Origin of the sequence: Scytonema hankhaensis NUACC26 (assembly GCF_045865695.1) — a bacterium.
Lineage (GTDB): Bacteria > Cyanobacteriota > Cyanobacteriia > Cyanobacteriales > Nostocaceae > Scytonema.
This window is the reverse complement of the sequence record NZ_BAACAP010000213.1, coordinates 54,409-76,894: the sequence shown is the minus strand read 5'-3', so window position 1 is coordinate 76,894 and position 22,486 is coordinate 54,409. Positions and strand designations below refer to the sequence as shown.

Here is a 22,486-nt window from a genome sequence, read left to right as displayed (position 1 = left end):
TGGGGATTGGCGGTTGGCGATTGGCGATTGGGGACAAGGAAGAAAGTTCTACCTTGTCTACCTTGTCTCCCCCCTCTCCCTAGTCCCCTCTCCCTAGTCCCTAGTCCCTAACCAACCAATTCCCCAGTCTCTTGCAGGGAGTGCAAGCGATGATAAATTCCTTCACGACGCAGGAGTTCGTGGTGGTTTCCAACTTCTACAATTCTACCTTTGTCTAAAACCACGATCTTATCTGCTTCGCGTACTGTACTCAGTCGGTGGGCAATAATGATTGTGGTGCGGGTTCCTAAAATTGAACGCATCGCTAACTGAATCGATCGCTCTGACTCATAGTCCAAACTGGAAGTAGCTTCGTCAAACACTAGCACGTCTGGTTCTACTAACAAGGCTCTGGCAATCCCGACACGCTGTCTTTGTCCTCCAGAGAGTCTCACGCCTCTCTCTCCTACAACTGTGTAATATCCTTTGGGAAGTTGCTGTACGACTTCATCAAGTCTGGCTATTTTACAGGCTTCTTCAACTTGCTCAAAACTAGCATTGGGATTTCCATAAATTAAGTTATCTAATAAAGTTCCGTTGAAAATATCGACTTCTTGGTGAACGATCGCTAGTCTCCGTCTATAGTTACTTACATTCAAAGTGCGAATATCCTCACCGTCAATCAGAATCTTCCCTTCTTGAGGTTCAAAATACCGCAGTAACAATTTCACTAAAGTCGATTTACCGGAACCAGAACGCCCTACCAACGCGACTGTTTGATATGGCTCAATCAAGAGATTGATGTCTTGCAAAACAGGACGATCGAGATCGTACCCAAAGTTCACATAGCAAAACTCCAGTTTCCCAGTAAATTTATAGGGATTGTCCGCAACATTTTGCTCTTCTAGTAAACCCTCTGAATCAACTCCAGAAGGTTCTTTCAGAAAATCGTGGAACCGTATCATCGATGTGTAGCGGCGGGCAAAAATTTCCGCTAGGGTGCTGATAGGCTCCAACTCGGCGTATGCCATGCTAGACAGAGTGAGTGTCATAACAAAGTGACCGAGACTAATTCTGCCATTGAGCGTTGCGGCTAAAGTCAAACCCAAGACTGCAAATACACAAAACTGGATGACAGTTCTTTGCCAAATTTGCAATTTGATGTAACCCATGTGAATGCGGTATTCAACAAGTTTTAATTCCCGCGATAATCGCACATTTTGCCGCTTTAACTCTTGAGCTTCAGTTGCAAACGCCTTAACTGTTTTGATATTGCTAATAATCTCAGAAGTGCGGCTTTCTGTATCCTCCATGTACTTATCTAAGAGGAGATCGTGCCAAATCAGCCTCTGTAATTTCTTCAGACTGAAGCCTAAGATAACGACAAAAGAAATCAGATACAGAAGTGCAATCCGCCACTCAACAAACCAGATAAACACAAAGATAGCCAATACCCGAAACAGCTTGGGAAGTAACTGACCTGAAATTTCAGGGTAAGTCCAAGTATGGTTGGCAATTCCTCGTGCTACTCGTCCGGCAATACGTCCGGGGTTGTTTTCGTCATAAAATTCTAAAGGTAAGGTCAGAATTTTTTCTATGGCTGTTCGGCTCTGAGCTTGACGCGCCTTTAAGGCAATATCCCAGTGAAACCAATTGCTCAACCAAGGCTGTGTTGGCGCTCTCACCACTGTAGCCAGAAAAATTAAACCCAGTAATGCTCCTATCTCTAAAGGCTTGCTTACTGGGTAATCTGTCAGGTTTGAGAAATTTGCGATCGCGCTTAGCGCAAGCTGTACCCGGCTTATCGCGTCTTGAAGTGTTTTATCTAATGGTTGGTTGGACAAAACGTTTAAAATCTGTCCCACCGCATAAGGTACCACCAGATCGATGACCTCATACAAACTGGTGGTCGCGATACTAAAAGCACCAACCCCCCAGTAGGGACGAAAGTAGTTGAGAATATCTCGAAAATTAGCCATGATGCACACTACTCTTAGAGCGCGAACCTGTAACTGAGGTTTTAATACTACATTTATACTACAAAAGAGTCAATAGTTTAGATTTGTAAATCTTTCTTTGGGAATAGGGGATTGGAGATTGGGAATTAGGGATTAGGGACTGGGGATTAGGGATTGGGGATTGGGGATGAAGCTATTGATAATATTTTTCCCGGTTCCCAGTCCCCAGTCTCCAGTCCCCAGCCCCCAGTCCCCAGTCACTAGCCACGAAAAAATTCCAATCGATAACGATAAAGTGCAACGGGTCGAGAACCAGCACTGAAGTAATTTGGATCTTGCGGTGACAGATAAACAGCAGTGACTTGATCGGCTTCTATTGCAGGACTCACGGGGTTAGTCCCATCCAATTTATAGTACTCAGTTGTGGACTCAACAATGTTAAAGTAAGGACGCCCACCACCTTTAAATATTTGTTGAAATACTTCCGTTCCGATAAATTTACCATCACCTGTTGTTTCTGTAGCGCGTCCACTGATGATGGAAACAAGCTGACGTTCTCCACGTAAAAAGGTGATTTGACGATTGGGCGACTTTGGGTCTACTCTGACAGATAGTACAGCATCATTTAAGTAAGCCCTTGCTAAATTTAAACCGTTAAAAGCTCTATCCGCTATGACTTTTACTGACTTGCTATTCATTACGGGAATGGGTTTGAGTGCTGTTGCAGGTACTTTTGACTTGACAAATCGCACTTTGAAACTTATGGGTTGGTTGAGGTACTGACGATTGCTTTCAAATCCGGGGGTAACGATCTCTGGTGCTAAAGGTGCAGCCAAATCAGAAAGGGTACTTTTCACCTCCCAATCACCCTCCATCCACTCTGGATATACTAAATCGCCTACTGCAGGTCGTACTGATGTTAATTTTTCCCAACGCTGAAAATTTGCCAACCTTTCAGATAATTCTCCGGCTTTTGCTTCTCCAGTAGCGAACAGACATAACAGAATTAAGCAACAAGCCCAAATGATTCTGGTAAAAGTATTTTTAAGCATAATTATAAAGATTTAACTCCGACTTAGATCCCTGACTTCTTAAAGGATGCTGTTGGCGATAGGTCAGACCCCCTACCTCGTTCCCAGGCTGAGCCTGGGAATGTCTTTGACCCCCCACCTCGTTCCCAGGCTCAGCCTGGGAATGTCTTTGAGCGGAGGCTCCGCCTCCTGTCTTGAGCAAACGCAAGCGAGGCGGAGCCTCGCAGCCTGGGAATGCCTTCTTTAGAAGCTCCGCCTCTTATGCTGAGTCTACTTGCGAGGCGGAGCCTCGCAGCCTGCGTTACCAGGCTGAGCCTGGTAACGAGAGAGATCGACTGAGAGGTCTGACCCCCCATTGACCAGCTATATCCTTTCAGAAGTCAGGGAGCTAGTTCGGAGTTGTGATTTTTATGTATTAATTTATATTAATATTATTTTGAGTAATAACTCATCTAATAAAACATTAAGTTACTTTTTTATCATCAAATTTAACTAAATCATTAAAAAACTAAATATAAACATTTTTTCTTACTAAAATTACTGATTTTTTGATAGGTTAGTAGTGTCTCGTAACAGCGAACGGTGGGAATTGCCTAATCTACTTTATCTTTATTATTGTTCGAGTGAGAAATCAGATTGTTATAAAATATACTGATTTTAGTAAATTGGTTAAGTGATATTACTAACATAAAAATTATTTGATTTTCTTATCAGTAATATTACTCTTTATAAAGTTAAAGACGAGTCTCTATCCTTGCTAACAGAATGTTTTCAAAGTCGAATTATCCATCGGGGTGCGAGTTTATATAAATTAATCATTGAAAGAGTACTTGCACTAATGAGTCTATCTAGTTCTTTTACGGATTTTTCTTTAGCTGAATTGTTCCAACTGATTGACCAAGGACGGAAATCTGGTTGTTTAACAGTTTGTACCTTACCAGATTTACAATCTCCTATGTCTAAATCTCAGTATTTCTACATCTGGTTTAGACAAGGGAAAGTGGTTGGTGCTGCTCATCACTTGCACGGTCAGGAACTAATTTCTAAAATGGTCAAGCGAGGTTGGGTAAATTTGAAAGTTCTAGAAAAGGTTTGTAATGAAGCTCCTACAGCATCACCGCTCGGTTTACTGTTAAAAACTAAAAGCCTATTAACTGCTGAGCAACTGAACCTGCTGTTTGCCAACCAATTACAACAAGTTCGCGATCTTTTTGAAATTCAACAAGGTGTATTTAAACTTGATAGCAAAGCTGCTTTGCCTCTCGAAGAAATGACTGGATTAAGTTTGAGAGCAACAGAAGTGACTCTCATGGCTTTAAGGGCATTAAAAAACTGGAAAGCGCTAGTAGATGTTCTCCCAAGTCCTAGTTCGGCTGTCAAAAGTATTTCTCACGCTAAACCACAGATTCGTTTACACGCTTGTGAGTGGCAAGTGTGGGAATTTGCTAATGGTAGTGTTTCTTTGGATGCGATCGCAACGCTGATCGATCGACCTGTTGCGTTAGTTCAACAAGCGACTTTCCGGTTGATGCTTGCGGGGTTAGTGGAAGAAGCGCCCATAGCAAAATCAACATCTGATTTAAATGTTGACTCTTTAAATTTGGATGTAATCAGCGATCCTGAATTAAAATACCAAAAATCAAAGGAATCAGAAGTACTCAAAATTAGCACTTCATTTTTGCAAAATCTCGTTGGTTTTTTAAAGAGCAAAGCTTAAAAGTAGAGAGAAAGGATTAGGGGAAAAACTGCTAACAACTAACCACTAACGACTAACCACTGACCACATTGAAGTATGCACTATAGCTACCATGCCTTTGGGCAAAATACTGAATCTACTGTTAGTAGCACTTGAAAGAATATCAGCCAAGCCTGCGAAGGTAACAGATGAATTGCAAACCACAGAAGAGTTGCCCTCAACCATCCTTGTGGAAAATACAAAAGTCGGTGCAGCAACTATTTCAAATTTATCACCTTCTACGGAAACCTCGATCTTCCCTCAATTAGAAGTCTTTGAGGAAAAAAATGCGATCGCGGTTTCAAAGCTCCAAGATGAGTTACACAACTTTGTCTCTAGCAATGCTGAAGTTGAAGGTGCAATTATAATAACCATTGATGGCTTGGCGTTAGCTTCTGTATTAGCACCAGGGATGAATGAAGAGCTTACTGCTGCAATGTCAGCATCTATGCTTTCATTGGGAGAACGTATTGGACGCGAACTTGACCGTGGTGCGATCGAGCGCGTCGTAGTAGAAGGCGAGAGAGGTTATGGAGTCTTAGTGAATTGTACTCAAAAGACTATTTTGTTAGTTCTTGCTAGTTCTGCTGCTAAGCAAGGCATTCTGTTTCTGGAAATTAAACAAGCTGTTGCTGAAATAACTCCTTTGTTGAAGTAAAAGAAAATTACGACAGGCATACGTTCTATGTAAAACTTTTTTGCTAAGCTATGACAGAGTAAGCAATATTACTAAAGCGATGTTCATCATTATATCTACATGGCTTGAGATTACTTACTACATTGTTCAAGTATTTGGGTGTAGTTCCATAGCTATAACCTTATGGAGGTATAAATGGTAATCCTACGCATAGTTGTCACAGGAGGCGTAGGCGCGGGAAAAACGAGTTTGATTCGTACAATCAGTGAGATAGAAGTTGTAGATACTGATAAGAAAGCGACAGATGAAGTCGGACAACTGAAGGAAAAAACCACAGTTGCTTTAGATTTTGGACGACTCACGATCGCATCGAATCAATCCTTACACCTATATGGCACACCAGGTCAACTGCGGTTTGACTTCATGTGGGATATTCTGATTGCCAAAGCACATGCTTACATTTTGCTCGTAGATGCCCATCGTCCAGATCATATACGATTTGGTCGGCGGATACTCAACTTTGTCAATCAACAAGTACAACTTCCACATATCATTGGTTTGACGCACACAGATTGCCCAGACGCATGGGATGCAGAAGATGTAGCGCTTGCTCTGGGATTTGCAGATGAGCGTGCTCGACCGCCAATCGTATCTGTTAACGCCACCAATAAACCCTCCGTAGCACAAGCTTTGATTGCTCTTGTTCAAGAGATAAGTCACTTCTACCCAGATTCTAATTCATAGCACCTTTTGTCAGATCGGAGTGCCTACCTTTTACAACATTAATACAACACCCTTTGGAGAAGTAACGTCATGATTAATGTTTCAATGTTACAAGATGAATTACAAAATTTTGTTTCTGGCAGTGCTGAGGTTCAAGGTGCAATCCTTGCAAGCCCCGATGGCTTGGCATTAGCTTCTGTACTAACAGTAGGAATGGATGAAGAACGTACTGCTGCTATGTCAGCGTCTATGCTATCCCTAGGAGAACGTATTGGACGCGAACTCGCTCGCGGTAGTGTTGACCGTATTGTAGTAGAAGGTGAGAAAGGTTATGGTATCTTAGTCGGTTGCGGTCAAGAAGCTGTTTTATTAGTTCTTGCAAGTGCAGCAGCTAAGCAAGGTGTTCTGTTTTTAGAAGTTAAACGAATTGTGGCTAAGCTTGCACCTTTATTAGCATAGTTATTGAACAACATTAGATTTTACAGGGGAATATAGCGGTTTTCACTTGAATGAAGTACAGATTTATCCGCGTTTATCTGCTACAGGCTGCGGTTCCATAAATTTTTTATGTATCGTACCCAATTGAAAACCGCTATATACCAAAAACGGTTTAGAAACTGACTTTCCAACAATTGCCAACAATCGTAGGCGCGAAGAATGCCGCCGCGCCCCTACAAATGCTGTAAAACCATTCGGTAGTACCACACATTTTTAAATCTCAGACGGTATTGGCTCCCAAACATCGCCATACTTTTCTCTTAGAGTTTGCCAAGCTTCTACCTGACCGGGTTCATATTCTCCTGGCTTTCCCCACTGTAAAAATATACTCAAGGCTGATTCCTGTTTTTCATCAAGCAAGCGGATGGCATAAGTAGTAAAGTTACCTCTTTTTGCCTCTCCGGTTTCAAATTTTACTTGAATAATTTTATCCATATTCAAATGAAATTCAAAACCTTCAGTATGCATATTCGCATATTTCCCTTTAGGCAATTCTGCATAAAACAGCTTTTCTATTTTGCCCCGTGCTTCTAAGACAGCCGCACTACTTGTGACAATAAGACGTAATGTACCCAAACTTTCACAAGCTTCTAAAAATTCCTTTAACGTTGCTGTCATGTAGAACTCCTATTTGATTTTTGAAACATACGTAGCATTGCCTACCATATAAACTTTTGTGCGGCATAGCCCTGCCTACTACAATGGTATACAATACCAGAGCCAAGAAATTAACGACACGTTAAATCCTGTGCGTTAAGAAATTCCTCATTCTCATTTACGGCTGTTAACACTATGCGACCATCAGGAGTAACAAGTAGCTGTTTTGCCTCAGTAATGCGATCGCCCAATTTCCAAGTCTGAGTATTTTCTCTGTTCTCTTGTGTCCCCTTATCTGCCGAAACTGGCTGCACTTGCGTGACTGTATAAGATATAGTGCCATCATTTGGTGTTTCTGGTAAACCACCATTGCCCGTTACCACAAAGCTGCCACGAGAGACATTTCTACTAGCTAAACAGCTATTTGCCACGATAGCGTCAGTAGCAATAAAATTACTAGGCTGTTCTTGAAGCGAGCTTTCTTGTTTAATATCGGGACTAGTTCTTTCTATTCATATAGGACTTACGTATAGCCCCCCTTTTTAAGGGGGGTTGGGGGGATCGATAACGTGTGAAACTCTCAAAATAATGTTGAGGTTGCGTAAGTCCTATCATATTTATCTTCATAAGCATAATAATCCAAAATCTAAAATCTAAGAGTTCTTTAATTGGATGGAATGTTGGATTTGGTTGGTCATTGCGATGGAATGTTGGGTTTCGTTCCTCAACCCAACCTACCAATTTCCTACTAAGACAAACGGCGACCAAATCGCTGGATGTCCATTTGGGTCAGCAATGATTTTGAGTTGTGCTTGTCGTAAGACTTGCCAGAATTATCTGTCGGTAAAGAATACCGATGGACTGTGGCATTAATTTGTAACGAAAAACGTCCTTCCCAAAATATTAATGCTCGTGCTTGGATTGAACGGGTTGCTAGCACGTCTGAGTTATCTAAAAAATTGACCAACGCTAATTCGGAACGCGATCGCGCTCTGGCTTATACTCAGTTAGGTTTTTGGTACGATGGACTGGCAATTTTAAATAAATTACAAGCGAATAATCCAACAGATCGCCAAGTGTTGAATTCATTCACTTCACTATTGGAGCAAGTAGGTTTGAATAATATCGCAACGCAGGAGCGTCGTCACCTACCAAATTAAAAAATATCTTGTGGTACGGGCTTCTAGCCCGTCTTATAGAATAGACCTTCACAACTGACTCAGTAATGAAATCTTTTTTTAAAACTAAAGTACTTCAGCGTATTTCTAGCAATCTTAATTCTCAATCTGTTTTAAGTAGGAAGCTAAAAAAATTTGCCCCCCAATGGCGTGGAGCGTTTATTGTTGCACCTACTGTAGCAAAGCTCTACGAGTTCTCATTCCAAAATCCTTTAAATGTATGCGATTGAAAAAATCTGATACTGACTATTTGGCAATTCGCCGATGGTTAGACACAATTTTCTTGCTTTTTATCTAGCACGTAGAGAAATAACTACAAGAAGAGTGTCTCAAATTATCTGCGTAGTGTCATATTTATCATATTGTTAGCTATGATTTAACGTCAAGACTTTTTCCGCACGATTTTTGTGTAATTTTTAACTATTAATATAGTCAATGCTACGTTATTTGCGTCCTTCTCCCTTTCAGCATGAAATGACGAAAAGTTAGCACTTGTAGGTTATACCAATTCTTGAAATCTTTGAGACAAATGCGATCCCCCCTAGTCCCCCTTAATAAGGGGGGGATCGTATGTAGCAATTATAGCAGTTCTCACTTGAATGAAGTACAGATCGATCTGCGTTCGTCTGCGTCGAGGGTGCGGTTCCATAACTTTTTTATGTATTGCACCCAATTGAAAACCGCTATATTTGGTGAAATGGTATTACAGCAATTTTCAGATCGATAGACCACAAGAAAAAAATAACGGGCAAGATGCCCGTACCACACTACTAACCACCAACCACCAACCACTAACCACCAACCACTAACCACTATCTAATAATGATTTTCATGACGTTCGTAGGCGGCGACAATTTCCTGAACAAGAGGATGACGCACTACGTCTTTCTGAGAGAATTCACAAAAAGCAATGCCTTTTACATGTTTTAGAATGTGTGTTGCCAGTGTTAAACCAGATTGTTGATTGGGTGGGAGATCTGTTTGTGTGATATCGCCCGTCACAACCATCCGAGAATGGAAACCCAAACGAGTCAAAACCATTTTCATTTGGGATGGTGTTGTATTTTGGGCTTCATCTACTATGACAAAAGCATTGTTGAGGGTACGTCCCCGCATATAAGCGAGAGGAGCCACTTCAATCACACCTCTTTCCATTAAGGATGGGACTTTCTCTGGATCGATAAATTCATTAATGGCATCGTAAAGGGGGCGTAAATAGGGATTGACTTTTTGCTGCAAATCCCCTGGTAAAAAACCAAGCCTTTCACCGGCTTCTACAGCAGGACGAGTTAAAATGAGTTTTTCAAATTGATTGGCAAGGAGTGCTTGCACGGCAACAACAACTGCTAAAAATGTCTTACCAGTTCCGGCGGGACCCGTACAAAAGATGAGGTCGCGCTTATTGAGTGCTTCAACATACTGCCGTTGTCGTAAGGTTTTGGCTCGCACTTCTTCGCCTTTGCGCGTCTTGGCAATGACATTTCGCTGCAAATCTATTAGTTCATCTTCCTGATGGGTATCGAGGGCATGACGGGCTGTTAATATATCTGTACTAGTAACATGATTGCCCTGACTCCAAAGGTCTTCAAGCGATCGCACTAACCGACTAGCTAAGTCAATTTGCTTTTCTGTGCCAGAAATATAAAGTTCTTGCCCCCGTAGTACGAGAGTTGCACCTGTTTGGCGGGCAAGTATTTTGAGATTATTTTCCCCTTCTCCTGCTAGTGCGATCGCACTAGGTATATTCGGTAGTTGAATTGTTAAGTTATGAGTCATTAGTCATTAATTAAAGAGAAAGTAGAGAAGCGGTTGTTCGCGTCTCTACTTCATTTAGGTTTGAATAACAAAAGCCTTCAAACCTCAGCTGTGACACCATCAGCTACTGATAGTCACTTATCATCGGTCACTGGTCACTGGTGAGTCCAGCCCTGTAGGCGGTGAGACCAGTGCGCCTATGAGGGTTAGCCCGAACTCACAGCAACTGGCGAACCCGGAGGGGTCTCCCACGCCCAGGGGACTGGTGAGTCCAGCGTGCATGAGGCGGTGAGACCAGTCCAGCAAGCGGGTTTCCCGCCGTAAGGAACTGGCGAACCCGGAGGGGTTTCCCACGCCCAGGCGACTGGCGTTCGCGAAGCGTCTCCGTTCGCGTAGCGTGTGCTTTGCACATAGGAGATACCCGGAGGGCGAACCCGTTCGCGAAGCGTCTCCGCGCTTGAGATAGGGTCACTCGTCACCGATTAGTAGCGACCACCTTTACGTGCAACTTCCGCTTTGCGCTTCCGGCGCAAGCTGGGTTTTTCATATCTTTCACGACGCTTAACTTCGGACAAGATCCCGGCTTTTTGAATTTTCTTTTTAAAACGCCTTAATGCTGAGTCGATAGACTCGTTTTCACCCAAACGGACTTCAGCCACTCCCTAGTTTCACCTCCTTAGAGAGATTATCAAACCTTTGTAGAAAACCCCACCTACTGCAAGCAGTATTGGCTGCTTCCATGATGGAAGATAATAACCTTCTCAATTGACAGAGAAGAATTTTTACAGCAATTAGTGTTTTGCTTTTACAGCGCAAACACGAAGAATACAACTTCTTTGCTTTACCTCAACCTATCGGAAGCGGGTTTTTACAATAGGTCTGGGTCCGTTTCCGCGTCTTTCTCTGGGTTTTGGCGGTGGCAATCGCTCTTCACCTTCATCTTCAAAAGACAAACCCTCTCGTCCACCGGCAGTACTGCCGTAGATATCAAGGTAGACTGATTGTCCAGCTGCTTGAGCGGCTGCAACAATCACCGTGCGAATTGCTTGAATATTTCGTCCACCCCGACCAAACACTTTTCCTTTATCTGTGCCATCAAAGGCAATGCGAATCCAAGCACGCTTGTGCGTTTGAGTCAGTTCACAATCGACGCTTAAAGATTCGGGAGAATCCAAAAATGGTTGCATGAGAAACCGTACCAGTCCAACGTAATCAGGACTGGTCGCTGGGGATTTCTGTGCAATCTTGTTATGATGTAGCTTTTGCACTGACCTGTTCAAAGACATTGGCTTTTTGCAGGATGCGACGCACTGTATCTGTGGGTTGAGCGCCTTGTTGTAGCCGCTTGACGATGCCGGGAACGTCCAATTTTACTTCATCTGTTCTGGGGTTATAGAATCCCAGTTCTTCTAGCGGACGACCATCGCGGCGAGCGAGGCTTTGAATTGCGATTATGCGGTAACTCGCTTCCCGCTTTTTACCGTATCGCTTCAAGCGCAGTTTAATCATGGTTTAGAAATCGTGCTCCTGTTTCTAGCAATCGTTTTGTAGTTTATTCGTAGGCAAGCGGTATTGTACAGACCTCATAGTAGGCGCAAGGCTCTCCCAAAGATAGAGTGCTGAACGTTTCTTGCTAAAAAGCTAATATTAGCACAAAACGGGTGTCCTTTGTCATTTGTCATCATTGACCAGTAACCAGTGACCATTGTTCAATGCCCAATCCCCAATCACTAATCCCCAGTAACTATAGCGTCCCAAACCCTTTCTTCTTTTTGTCTTTTTTTGGTTTCTTTTTAGGGCTGGCACCACCCGTGTAACCGCGCCAACCAGGGGCGGCTGGGCGGTTACCTGCTGCATAGGGATCGCCCATGCCACCACCACCAAACATTCCCGGCATTCCTGGCATTCCTCCAGGGAATTGTCCTTGTCCCATCTGTTGCATGAGATTACGCATCTTTTGGAAGTCACCGACTAACTTACTGACATCGGCTTCTTTATAACCGGAACCTTTGGCGATGCGCTTGCGACGGCTTGGAGAACTGGCTAACAAATCGGGATCTCGACGTTCTGCGGCTGTCATGGAATTGATCATCGCTTCGCAACGCTTGAGTTGAGTTTCTCCTTGGCGCAGTTGGTCGTCGGAAATCTTGTTCATCCCTGGGATGAGTTTAAGAAGACCTCCCAGAGAACCCATATTCTTAAGCAAGCGCATCTGCTTGAGAAAATCCGTGAAGTCAAACTTTGCTGACAGGATTTTTTCCTGCATCTTCTCAGCATCGGCAAGGTCAATTTCTTCTTGTGCTTTTTCTACTAAGGTGAGGACATCACCCATGCCCAAAATGCGCGAAGCCATGCGATCGGGATAAAACGGTTGAAGGGCTTCAACTTTTTCCCCTACACCCACAAACTTAATTGGCGAACCAGAAATTTGCCGCACCGAGAGTGCTGCCCCGCCACGGCTATCACCATCCATCTTGGTTAAAATGGCACCCGTAATACCTATCTGTTGATGGAATGTACGGGTAAGATTTGCTGCTTCTTGTCCCGTCATAGCGTCCACGACCAACAGGGTTTCATGAGGCTGAACAACCTCTTTTATTCGAGCTAATTCCGCCATCATATCTTCGTCAATTTGCAGGCGACCAGCAGTATCAATAATTACTGTATCAATACCTTCTGCTCTGCCGCGCTCTACGCCCTGTCGTGCAATTTCTACCGGATCGGTATCCGTTCCAAGTTCAAAGACGGGTACTTCAATTTGTTTGCCTAATGTTACCAACTGATCGATAGCAGCCGGACGGTAAATATCTGTTGCTACCATTAAGCAACTGCGCTCTAATTTACGTAGATGTAATGCTAGCTTGGCAGTGGCAGTTGTTTTACCAGTACCCTGCAAACCTGCCATCAGAACAATTGTTGGCGGGCGATCGCTTTGTGCAAGAGGTACGTTTTCCTCCCCCATCACTTGTACTAGCTCATCATGAACGATTTTGATGAACTGTTGGTCGGGTCGAACCCCAGTAATAACCTCAGCCCCTTGTGCCTTAGTTTCAACTTCGGTAATAAAATCTTTAACTACCTGGAGATTGACATCTGCTTCCAACAACGCACGACGCACTTCCTTCAAAGCGTCTTGGATGTTGGATTGAGAGATTTTATCCTGACCCCGGAGTTTCTTCCAGGCAACTTCTAAACGGTCAGCTAGTGCTTCAAACATAATCAGTGAGTTTCCAGGTAGTTATCGAGCAAAGTTTTAATGAAATATATATATTAAGCTTAGCTTAATCGGTCAGAAGCCCCACGTCTCACCTGAAAGGTCGGGGACGCGATCTTTTTGCCTACTTCTAGTCGGTGGGAAAGAAAGTCTATACTCGTATTATTTTATACGTGTATTTTAAAGATATGACGATCGCTAACAATGAGAATAAATTTTTGACAAACAAATAAAAATATACAACAAAAATCAATAAATTTAAGTTGCACCCTACTCATCTAAAGTCTTAAAATAATTGAGGTTAGGTAGAAGTAAAAATTGTTTTACTTGCTACTGCTAAAAAAGCTCAACTGAAAACATTAGTTTGGAGAAATAAACTCAAGACTGGTACAAATAGTATATAGGACTCATATCTGATTTTTGAATTATACGTATGGGGGGCATTGCCCAGCATACAATACTTAAATTTCTTTCACAGATCGGATAGAATCACTATAAGTAAATGGCTCTCAGTAGCCATTTGCCATCGCTAATTAGTTAACTTGTAAAATAGTATTAAAGACTGCTGAGTAAAAATTAAGTTTATTATTTTAGGATATTTAGTTAATTTTTTCTATAAATTTAAAAAAGCAAACAAGGAAGTAGCATGACTAATACCGAACGAGAACAGGATAGTTTGAATAAAGAAGCTAAAGCAGGGTTGAGCATCTTAATCAAGCAATCGCTCTTATTTAGTTTTGGCTTTACAGTCATGCTGTTACTCACGCAAGGACATCAATCAACATTTGTTGTTAGTTTATATCTAGGTTTATCCGCTTTATTTTTTATTAAGAGTAAACAAAAGATAGTTACTCAAACCTCTCAAGAGAGTTTGACCGTATTGCAAAATAAAGAGTCGTGCGCTCGACAGAATACAGAACAAGAAGCGAATAGTCAATTTAATTCTCTTCAAGAAATTTTAGCTTTAAAATCTCAAAACCAAGACGCTACTTCAGTTAATTTAATCTTGGCGAGCTTAAGCAATACTCAACTATCAGGTATCGATCTTGGTAGTGCTTACCTAAGTGGCTCTAGCCTAAATTATGCCAATCTTAGTCAAGCCAACTTGTGTAATAGCAATCTCAGTGATGCTCAATTAATCGGTGCAAATCTCAGTAGTGCTAACCTTCAGAAAGCAAACCTCAGCAGCGTTCAGCTAGTCAACGCAAACCTTAGTAATGCTGACTTGAAAGACGCTAATCTCAGTAACGCAAACCTCAGCAATGCTGACTTGAGGGAAGCCAATCTCAGTCACGCCAATCTCAGTAATGCTGACTTAAAAGACGCTAATCTAAGTCACGCTAATCTCACAGGAGTCTACTTGTGGAGTGGAAATCTCAGCAATGCAAAAATGTTGGGTGTCAACCTTAGTAAAGCTTACATGAGTAGTATCAAGCTTAGAGGTGCAAACCTTCAAAGCGCAATCCTTCAAGATGCCAATCTTAGTGAAGCTAAACTAAAAGAAGCTATTCTTATTGGTTCCGATTTAAAGAATACTAACCTTAGTAGTGCGAACTTGAAAGACGCTGACTTGAGAGATGCGAATTTAGAGGGAGCAAATTTAGAAGGGGCGAATTTAGAAGGAGCAAACCTTAAAGGAGCAAATTTACTAGGTGCTAAACTAAGTTGTGTTAAAATTAATAGAGCAACACAGTTGGAATCAAAATGGCGTATTCTTTCGGGACTAGAAGCGCAAGAGAGCGATCGCCAACCAGTGACCAGTGACCAGTTACCAGTGAGCAGTTACCAGTGACCAGTGACCAGTGACCGCTTTTATTTTTCTGCTTGTTTTATCTTCTCTATCAAGAGTGCTTCTACCTCACTCTTGGGATCGGTAAGCTCAAAGGGGTATGGTTGATATGGTGCATTGGGATCGCTGCGGCTCATCAGCACTTCCAATGCTGCTCGAAAAGCTTCCTCATTGTTTCTGTGTTGTGAAATATACTGCTTAAGTTCAGCATTAGTCATTTGTTGCAAGTCGCGTATTATCATAAAGGCAACCGACTACTCCTCAGTTTTCGTCAAACGTAGCTTAGCTAAAGTCACTGGTCATTGGTCACTGGTTACTAGTCACTGTATTACGCGGAGTTTTCAACCCAAAATGTCTATAAAGCAAAAAACAAGAGTAGGTAATACTATTTTGTCCTGCGATTGGCCGCTCGCACAACTTCCGGGACTGAGCCAAGAAGAACAATTGCAACTACACAATTGCGGGATTAGCACCACAGGCGAACTGGTCAAACATGGAAAGACCCCAGCAACCAAGCTAGCGCTAGCAAACAAATTACAAATTCATATTCAGTACATTCATAAATGGGTTGCTCTAGCCGATTTAGCTCGCATCCCCAGTGTGGGAACGCAATATTGCGGCTTATTACTGCACGCTGGTGTAATTTCCGCAACACAGTTAGCCGCTATTCCCGTTCATAAACTACACAAACAAATCTTACGCCTTGTGGTTGCAACAGTACAGAGTCGGGATTTGTGTCCTTCAATCGAGCAAGTGCAACAGTGGAGTTATCAGGCAAAGGCGCTTGGAAATTTGTAATTGGTCACTGGTCACTGGTCACTGGTCACTGATTTAACACTCCATTCAGAAAAATATCTGCTAACCCTTCTGCCATTTCCTGCATTTCTTTTGGAGAAGCATTAGGTTCCATAAGGGTATTGTTGGAAAAGCCCGCAACGGCAAACATTCCCAAGAACACTTTTGCAACGAGGTTGGCATCCATCTTCCGATAGACTCCTTTATCCATCGCCGTTTGAAAGAATGCCTCAGCAACGTCTGTCATTTTTGCAATGACTTCTAATTGAATGCGATCGCGCAAATCGGGATGAAATTGTGCTTCCATGAAACAAACCCGCATGAGATCGGCATTCTTCTGCATATTCCACATCCGACGGCGCATGACTTGAGCAACTGCTTTGTAGCTACCCATTTCACTCAGTTCTGTTAGCAAATCTGTTAAGATCTCCACCCATCCTTGAGTCGCTACCTCAACCAAAATCGCCTTTTTATTGGGAAAATGACGGAAGAGAGTTCCTTCTGCAACATTAGCTGCTTGTGCCAAGTCACGGGTGGTCGTACCATCAAATCCTTGAGAGGCAAACAAACGCCTAGCCGCGAGGAGAATGCGATCGCGTGTTTGGGCTTCTGAGGGTGGGGGAGAATTAAAAACTCGCATAACAGTTATTAGTGATATATCCGGAACAGGATTTGTAGCATTATTGTCTAACGTTAAGTAGAACAACCAGAGAAAGCTTAATACAAGATTAAGAAGACGGTTGGCAAAGTCATTTATCTTTGTTGTAATAGATATCTAAATTTATTGTTGCTTATGAACAGGCTTAGTTGCTTATACCAAAGGGAAGTAAAAAGATATTTTGCCACATTTATGGCGGTAGTCCTTCTTTGGTGGGGTTTGCTACCTGGTGTAGCTGTCGCTAGAACCCAAACTCCAAAAACTGCTCAGACTTCGATCCAACCGTATTTAAATCGCGTGATTAAGCAGTTAACAGAGTTTCGCCTCGACAATGGCATGAAGTTTATTGTTTTGGAACGGCATCAAGCTCCTGTTGTTTCTTTTTTAACTTATGCTGATGTCGGTGGTGTAGATGAACCTAACGGAAAAACGGGTGTGGCACACTTTCTAGAACATTTGGCATTTAAAGGCACGACACGAATTGGTACAGAAAATTACAAACTAGAAAAACCATTACTTGATAGTCTAGACCAAATAGCAGCACAAATCAAAACAGCAAAAGCTGCAGGCAAACAGGATGAAGTTGCCCAGTTACAAGCTGAATTTGAGAAAGTAGAAGCACAAGCTGCCAAAGTTGTCGAACAAAACGAATTGGGACGAATTGTAGAACAAGCCGGAGGTGTAGGCTTAAACGCCAATACATCTACAGAAGCAACCCGGTATTTTTACAGCTTTCCTTCCAACAAACTAGAACTGTGGATGTCGCTAGAATCAGAAAGATTTCTCGACCCCGTTCTTCGTCGGGAATTTTTTAAAGAAAAAGATGTCATTCTAGAAGAACGACGGCTGCGCGTGGAGAATTCCCCCATTGGAATGATGATTGAAAAGTTTACTGATGCTGCTTTCAAAACTCATCCCTATAGGCGTCCGGTCATTGGATATGACGAAGATATCCGCAATTTATCAACGGATGACGTGCAGAAGTTTTTTGAGACGCATTATGTCCCCAGTAATTTGACAATAGCTGTTGTTGGGGATGTCAATCCAGTAGAAGTCAAAAGGTTAGCACAAACTTACTTTGGACGATTTAAAACAAAAGCAAAATCAATTAGTAATATTCCCACAGAACTAAAACAAACAGAAACGCGAGAAGTGACTTTAGAATTCCCGTCACAACCTTGGTACTTAGAAGGTTACCACCGTCCGGCAATTACTCATCCCGACCAAGCAGTGTATGAAATTATAGGTAGCTTGCTCAGTGATGGGCGTACCTCACGGTTGTATAAGTCCTTGGTAGAAAAACAAAGATTGGCACTAGCCGCACAAGGCTTTAGCGGATTTCCGGGAGATAAATATCCGAATTTGATGTTATTTTATGCTTTGACGGCTCCGAATCATACTGTTGATGAAGTGGCAGTGGCTTTGCGACAAGAAATAGAAAGGTTGAAAACGGAACCCGTTTCAGCGATGGAGTTAGATCGCGTGAAAACACAAGCTAGGGCAGGTTTGTTACGGACATTGGATTCTAATATGGGAATGGCGCAGCAGTTGTTAGAGTATGAAGTGAAAACTGGTTCTTGGCGGAATTTGTTTAAGCAATTAGACGCAATTGAAGCTGTAACAACTGCTGATATTCAGCGAGTGGCAAAAGCAACTTTTTCACCAAACAATCGTACTATTGGCAAGCTGTTGTCGAAACAAGGGTAAGAAACTTCCAAATAAAAAATACCTAATTTACTTCTTGTGGGGCGGGCGTCCTCGCCCGCCAATGTTATAGGACGGGCTAGAAGCCCATCCCACAAGATAAAGAATTTATTTCTAGGAAATCTTAGCCCTAATCAGATGCGAGGGACGCAGAAAAGGAGTAGAAAAAATGAAGAGGTCTGTTCAGAAAAGATTGAAGGTGAAAAGGTTGTTAAACACATTGCTGGTTTGTTTTGCCCTTGTTCCGTTGCTGTGTTTTGGTATGCTGAATCTTACAGAAGCGGCGACGGCAGCAAAGCATTATACAGAATTGCAATTTCCAAAGCTTCCTGATGTAAAATTACCAAAGTACGAACGGTATGTACTTAATAACGGTATGGTCGTGTATTTGATGGAAAATCACGAATTACCGTTGGTAAGTGGTTCGGCAGTGATACGTACAGGCGATCGCTTGGAGCCAGGAGAGAAAGTTGGTTTGGCTCAGTTGACGGGTACGGTGATGAGATCTGGGGGAACTTTGAAGCACTCTCCTGATGAACTTAACCAATTGTTGGAACAAAGAGCTGCTTCAGTGGAAACTGGCATTAGCGAATCTTCTGGGACGGCTGGCTTTGAAGCGCTGACTGAAGATGTAGATACGGTTTTTGGGCTGTTTGCAGAAGTGCTTCGGGAACCAGCGTTTGCTCAAGACAAGTTGGAATTGGCAAAAACCCAAGTGCGGGGCGGGATTTCCCGCCGCAATGACGATCCGGATGAAATTGCTAACCGCGAATTTCAGAAATTGATCTATGGTAAGGAAAGCCCTTATGCTCGCACTGTGGAGTATGCGACTATAGATAAGGTCTCTCGCGAAGATTTGGTGAAGTTTTACCAGCAGTATTTTTACCCCAATAATACGATCTTGGGGATTGTGGGGGATTTTGATTCTAAAAAAATGCGATCGCTCATTCAAGCAAAGTTGAGCGATTGGAAAGCTAACCCCAAAATGACGAAACCTCAGATACCGCAAGTATCCCAAGCCAAACAAGGTGGTGTCTTTTTTGTCAACCAATCCCAATTGACTCAAAGCAATATTTTGATGGGACATTTGGGAGGGCTGTTAAACAGTCCCGATTATCCAGCATTAGATGTCTTAAACGGAGTGTTAACTGGGTTTGGCGGACGCTTGTTTAATGAAGTGCGTTCCCGTCAAGGTTTGGCTTATTCCGTGTATGGTTCTTGGAGTCCTCGCTACGATTATTCAGGAATGTTTATTGCAGGCGGACAAACCCGTTCCGATGCTACGGTACAGTTTGTCAAAGCTGTGCAAGCAGAAATCAAGCGATTGCAAGCAGAACCCGTGACACCGCAAGAATTGGCTTTTGCAAAAGAATCCACTCTCAATTCTTTTGTCTTTAATTTTGAAGATCCCGCTCAAACACTGTCGCGTCTCATGCGGTATGAATATTACGGTTATCCGTCCGATTTCCTCTTCCGCTATCAAAAAGCAGTTGCTGCAACAACAGCTGCTGATGTGTTGCGAGTAGCCAAGCAGTACCTCAAGCCTGAGAATTTTGTCACTTTAGTTGTAGGTAATCAAACGGCTATCAAACCACCTTTGACTCAGCTATCAGCAGAGGTGACACCGATAGATGTGACGATTCCCGGTTCGCCACGACCTCAAGCGGTTGTTAATTAATCGGAAGGCAAATTTCATCTCATCCGCCGTTTCCCCCTCCTCGATCCGGTGGCTCAGCCTGGGAATGCCTTACTTGAGGCTCCGCCTCCTGTATTAAGCTACCACTTGAGATAGCTTTGATGAAAGAAACCCTCACCCCCAACCCCCTCTCTCCCAAAGGTAGAAAAGGGGCTTTTTATTTAGGCAGGGAGTAAATAAGTTTTACGAACAAAAAATCCTGGATTTTTGTCTTAGCGGATGTTTCAAAAGTTTTAGATAAATATATGGCGCTTTTCAATTGGCTGTCATACATAAAAAAGTTATGGAACCGCAGCCTGTAGCTGACGAACGCAGATAAATTTGTACTTCATTCAAGTTTACTATGTAAACAAAATTCCCTCGTGCAGAGCACTCCAGATTTAATAGAACAAAAGACTTTATAAGAAAGAAATGACAGACATTCTTGCCTGGATTTGTGTCCAAAAACATAGTTTTTTAAACTTGATTTTATAGGTGAAATCATTAAATATATAAACAAGGGTTAAGCAAACGAGTGCTTGAGCCAAACAACAAGACAACTTAAGGAGAAAAACATTATGTCTAGAATCACAATTTCTGAATTGTCAGTAGAATCCCAATCTTTTATTAATGAAGTAGCTGAAACAGAAACTACTTGTGTTAATGGTGGTGATGCACTGACTTCTTTTGTACTAGGATACGGTGGCTTTGCAGTAGAAATAGCTAAAATTTTGCAAGATACCTTCTTAAAAGGAACAGGAATTTTAGCGATCTACCAGTTAGTCAAATAATTTGAATCGCATACAATTGGGAATGTTATACTACTTTGTCTTTTTGCTTACTAATTTTCAAACATAGCAATTTTATCCACAAATGGTATAACTTACCTTTTGATTAAATGAAGAAAGAAGAAAAAAGTTTGATTTTAGGTTGGGCAGTCTAACCCCAACCTAAAACAAGCCATCGCAGGCATTGAGATTTTGAAACCTTACAATTGGCTATTTTGAAGAAATTCTCATCACTTTTCTTCCTCCAATTTTATTCAAAGATAAGAGTACTCCCTTCCCTCTACAAGATTACCAATTTTCTTTTCTTCTTTCTTCATCTCCTTTGTGTCAAGTGCGGTTCATTTAAATAGGTAATCTTCAAGCGGGGTAGGAGTCGTACAAATATTTAATCATTAATTTAAGAACAGGAATGGCTAAAATTACAATTTCTGATTTACATCATGGTAATGACCGAGTTTTCTCTCGTTCCAATACTTTTCTAAATGAACTATCTGAAAACGAATCTGCATCTGTATTTGGTGGTAATCCTTTTCAAATATTTGCTACCACATTATTAAAAGCATTTGCAGCTTATCTGATTTACCTCATAGTCACAAATCAATCTTCAAAATAAAACAATGTAAAATGTCTAAGCCCGGTTTCTTTAATAGATAACCGGGTTTTTAAGCTGAGTTTATTTGAATCTTCTCGACTGGTCAAATGACTTCCTTTCTGCTAGAAAATTAACATGAGGTGTAGGACGAGCGATACCCATCAATATCAAATGGTGGGCATAGCCTTACCTACAATACTTTGTATAGACGCGAATTCTATTGCTTCGATTAACGCATGATAAACTACTTCTAAGCGAGTTTTAAAAGTTCTGGTAAGGTTTGAGGATAGGAGTCGGCTTCAAAGTTCGTAACAATTTCTAGTTCTGTAATTTGTTCCTTTAACCATGTAGAAAATAAATCAGCCATAATCTTAAAACGTAGCTGCTGATTTAATTCTGGTTGAATAATTTCTTCAACACTCAGGAGATGGACACCTTGAGAGGTGACAATTGGTTTGAGTAATTGCGGGGGATTTGCAGCAAAGACAAGAGCAGCAATTTCTGCTTGAAAATCGGTACGATATCGTACACCACGATACCCACCAGCACGACGTAGTTCTGGATTTTGGATATATTTGCGTGCAACTTCTTGAAAACTTATTTCGCGCTCTATTAGAGCATAAAAAATTTCACTCGCTACGTCTTCGTCGTCTAAGACAACTTCATAGGTAACGGCGGCGAGGTAATCAAGATGGTGTTCGTAAAAGAAAGGTTCAACTTTGTCTGCAAATAAGTAACTAGCTAATTTTGCAGACAACAAGTTTGTTTCTGCTAATTGTTCAAACTCCTCTAAGGTAAGATGATGTTTTTGCAGCCACGCCCAAGTATCTTCTGCTTTAAGTAAATTATTTGCTAACCGCAAGCTATCTGCTGCTTGTTGTAGTGAGCTTATATCAACTGTTATACCTGCTTTTTGAGCTGCATCCACAATGATTTTACGAGTAGCGATCGCTTCTACTAATCCTGGAATTTGATAAGAAACTTTTAATTGAAAAATGATGTCTTGTAGAGAGATATTCAAAAAGTTTAACATGATTTAATTCCTCAAAAAATTGTAATTTTGTTAGTTGTTAGTAGATAGTAGTTAGTTAGAAAGAACAATTATTCCCTTCCCGCCAGAAGATTACTTATAGGCGTAGGGTGGGCACTGCCCACCAAAGAGCGAACGGTGGGCAGTGCC

22 protein-coding genes and 1 pseudogene are annotated in these 22,486 nt (G+C 42.0%); 11 read left to right on the top strand and 12 right to left on the bottom strand.

Annotated elements, in window-relative coordinates:
* Positions 1 to 107 precede the first annotated feature (107 nt).
* Both ACKTT2_RS27770 and ACKTT2_RS27765 read right to left on the bottom strand, forming a co-directional pair.
* A complete protein-coding gene (locus tag ACKTT2_RS27770; protein WP_407892676.1) occupies positions 108 to 1,958 on the bottom strand; it encodes an ABC transporter ATP-binding protein in 1,851 nt (616 codons plus the stop codon).
* A 239-nt stretch (positions 1,959 to 2,197) separates the two neighbouring features.
* The gene (locus ACKTT2_RS27765; protein ID WP_407892674.1) at positions 2,198 to 2,989 is read right to left on the bottom strand and encodes a DUF6816 family protein; all 792 of its coding nucleotides are present in this window, start codon (positions 2,987 to 2,989) and stop codon (positions 2,198 to 2,200) included.
* Positions 2,990 to 3,806: 817 nt separating this feature from the next.
* On the opposite strand from ACKTT2_RS27765, the gene ACKTT2_RS27760 reads away from it, so the two are divergent.
* The 4 genes and pseudogenes from ACKTT2_RS27760 to ACKTT2_RS27745 form a co-directional block, all read left to right on the top strand.
* Positions 3,807 to 4,685 (top strand): DUF4388 domain-containing protein, encoded by an 879-nt coding sequence (locus ACKTT2_RS27760; protein WP_407892672.1) that lies wholly within the window; start codon positions 3,807 to 3,809, stop codon positions 4,683 to 4,685.
* Between the two features lie 91 nt (positions 4,686 to 4,776).
* Complete coding sequence (locus tag ACKTT2_RS27755; RefSeq protein WP_407892669.1) at positions 4,777 to 5,361, top strand: roadblock/LC7 domain-containing protein; 585 nt, start codon at positions 4,777 to 4,779, stop codon at positions 5,359 to 5,361.
* A 174-nt stretch (positions 5,362 to 5,535) separates the two neighbouring features.
* Positions 5,536 to 6,084 carry a GTP-binding protein gene (locus ACKTT2_RS27750; protein ID WP_407892667.1) on the top strand — a complete coding sequence of 183 codons (549 nt, stop codon included), beginning with the start codon at positions 5,536 to 5,538 and terminating at the stop codon, positions 6,082 to 6,084.
* 69 nt (positions 6,085 to 6,153) lie between these two features.
* Positions 6,154 to 6,522: pseudogene (locus ACKTT2_RS27745) on the top strand (roadblock/LC7 domain-containing protein); the annotation flags it as partial.
* A gap of 252 nt (positions 6,523 to 6,774) precedes the next feature.
* On the opposite strand, the gene ACKTT2_RS27740 reads toward ACKTT2_RS27745, so the two are convergent.
* Together ACKTT2_RS27740 and ACKTT2_RS27735 are read right to left on the bottom strand one after the other, a co-directional pair.
* Positions 6,775 to 7,179: a ChuX/HutX family heme-like substrate-binding protein gene (locus ACKTT2_RS27740; RefSeq protein WP_407892665.1), complete on the bottom strand. Its 405-nt coding sequence runs from the start codon at positions 7,177 to 7,179 to the stop codon at positions 6,775 to 6,777.
* A 110-nt stretch (positions 7,180 to 7,289) separates the two neighbouring features.
* Complete coding sequence (locus tag ACKTT2_RS27735; protein WP_407892663.1) at positions 7,290 to 7,589, bottom strand: hypothetical protein; 300 nt, start codon at positions 7,587 to 7,589, stop codon at positions 7,290 to 7,292.
* Positions 7,590 to 7,982: 393 nt separating this feature from the next.
* Between ACKTT2_RS27735 and ACKTT2_RS27730 the strand changes: the two genes are divergently transcribed.
* Positions 7,983 to 8,318, top strand: coding sequence for a DUF928 domain-containing protein (locus ACKTT2_RS27730; protein WP_407892662.1), 336 nt, complete (start codon positions 7,983 to 7,985; stop codon positions 8,316 to 8,318).
* 834 nt (positions 8,319 to 9,152) lie between these two features.
* Here the strand turns inward: ACKTT2_RS27730 and ACKTT2_RS27725 are convergent.
* The 5 genes from ACKTT2_RS27725 to ffh form a co-directional block, all read right to left on the bottom strand.
* Complete coding sequence (locus ACKTT2_RS27725; RefSeq protein ID WP_407892660.1) at positions 9,153 to 10,112, bottom strand: PhoH family protein; 960 nt, start codon at positions 10,110 to 10,112, stop codon at positions 9,153 to 9,155.
* Between the two features lie 461 nt (positions 10,113 to 10,573).
* Positions 10,574 to 10,750, bottom strand: a complete 177-nt coding sequence (gene rpsU, locus ACKTT2_RS27720; protein ID WP_017748565.1) for a 30S ribosomal protein S21 — start codon at positions 10,748 to 10,750, stop codon at positions 10,574 to 10,576.
* Positions 10,751 to 10,942: 192 nt separating this feature from the next.
* On the bottom strand, positions 10,943 to 11,377 hold the full coding sequence (locus ACKTT2_RS27715) for a KH domain-containing protein (RefSeq protein WP_407892657.1): 435 nt from the start codon (positions 11,375 to 11,377) through the stop codon (positions 10,943 to 10,945).
* Positions 11,340 to 11,600, bottom strand: coding sequence for a 30S ribosomal protein S16 (rpsP, locus tag ACKTT2_RS27710; protein ID WP_038090343.1), 261 nt, complete (start codon positions 11,598 to 11,600; stop codon positions 11,340 to 11,342). Before rpsP ends, ACKTT2_RS27715 begins: the two co-directional genes overlap by 38 nt.
* A gap of 235 nt (positions 11,601 to 11,835) precedes the next feature.
* The gene (ffh, locus tag ACKTT2_RS27705) at positions 11,836 to 13,308 is read right to left on the bottom strand and encodes a signal recognition particle protein (RefSeq protein WP_407892655.1); all 1,473 of its coding nucleotides are present in this window, start codon (positions 13,306 to 13,308) and stop codon (positions 11,836 to 11,838) included.
* A gap of 643 nt (positions 13,309 to 13,951) precedes the next feature.
* Between ffh and ACKTT2_RS27700 the strand changes: the two genes are divergently transcribed.
* Positions 13,952 to 15,097 (top strand): pentapeptide repeat-containing protein, encoded by a 1,146-nt coding sequence (locus ACKTT2_RS27700; protein WP_407892653.1) that lies wholly within the window; start codon positions 13,952 to 13,954, stop codon positions 15,095 to 15,097.
* Between the two features lie 20 nt (positions 15,098 to 15,117).
* Here ACKTT2_RS27700 and ACKTT2_RS27695 read toward each other — a convergent pair whose 3' ends face one another.
* Positions 15,118 to 15,312, bottom strand: a complete 195-nt coding sequence (locus ACKTT2_RS27695; protein WP_407892651.1) for a DUF6887 family protein — start codon at positions 15,310 to 15,312, stop codon at positions 15,118 to 15,120.
* 133 nt (positions 15,313 to 15,445) lie between these two features.
* Here ACKTT2_RS27695 and ACKTT2_RS27690 point away from each other — a divergent pair, with 133 nt between their 5' ends.
* A complete protein-coding gene (locus tag ACKTT2_RS27690) occupies positions 15,446 to 15,892 on the top strand; it encodes a DUF4332 domain-containing protein (RefSeq protein WP_407892649.1) in 447 nt (148 codons plus the stop codon).
* 25 nt (positions 15,893 to 15,917) lie between these two features.
* Here ACKTT2_RS27690 and ACKTT2_RS27685 read toward each other — a convergent pair whose 3' ends face one another.
* Complete coding sequence (locus tag ACKTT2_RS27685; protein WP_407892647.1) at positions 15,918 to 16,529, bottom strand: TetR/AcrR family transcriptional regulator; 612 nt, start codon at positions 16,527 to 16,529, stop codon at positions 15,918 to 15,920.
* A gap of 210 nt (positions 16,530 to 16,739) precedes the next feature.
* Here ACKTT2_RS27685 and ACKTT2_RS27680 point away from each other — a divergent pair, with 210 nt between their 5' ends.
* The 4 genes from ACKTT2_RS27680 (at position 16,740) to ACKTT2_RS27665 (ending at position 21,327) form a co-directional block, all read left to right on the top strand.
* A complete protein-coding gene (locus tag ACKTT2_RS27680) occupies positions 16,740 to 18,254 on the top strand; it encodes a M16 family metallopeptidase (protein ID WP_407892645.1) in 1,515 nt (504 codons plus the stop codon).
* Positions 18,255 to 18,513: 259 nt separating this feature from the next.
* Positions 18,514 to 19,929: a M16 family metallopeptidase gene (locus ACKTT2_RS27675; protein ID WP_407892694.1), complete on the top strand. Its 1,416-nt coding sequence runs from the start codon at positions 18,514 to 18,516 to the stop codon at positions 19,927 to 19,929.
* Between the two features lie 575 nt (positions 19,930 to 20,504).
* The gene (locus ACKTT2_RS27670; RefSeq protein ID WP_407892643.1) at positions 20,505 to 20,717 is read left to right on the top strand and encodes a hypothetical protein; all 213 of its coding nucleotides are present in this window, start codon (positions 20,505 to 20,507) and stop codon (positions 20,715 to 20,717) included.
* Between the two features lie 406 nt (positions 20,718 to 21,123).
* Positions 21,124 to 21,327 carry a hypothetical protein gene (locus ACKTT2_RS27665; protein ID WP_407892641.1) on the top strand — a complete coding sequence of 68 codons (204 nt, stop codon included), beginning with the start codon at positions 21,124 to 21,126 and terminating at the stop codon, positions 21,325 to 21,327.
* A gap of 229 nt (positions 21,328 to 21,556) precedes the next feature.
* Here ACKTT2_RS27665 and ACKTT2_RS27660 read toward each other — a convergent pair whose 3' ends face one another.
* The gene (locus ACKTT2_RS27660; RefSeq protein ID WP_407892639.1) at positions 21,557 to 22,339 is read right to left on the bottom strand and encodes a peptidylprolyl isomerase; all 783 of its coding nucleotides are present in this window, start codon (positions 22,337 to 22,339) and stop codon (positions 21,557 to 21,559) included.
* Positions 22,340 to 22,486 lie beyond the last annotated feature (147 nt).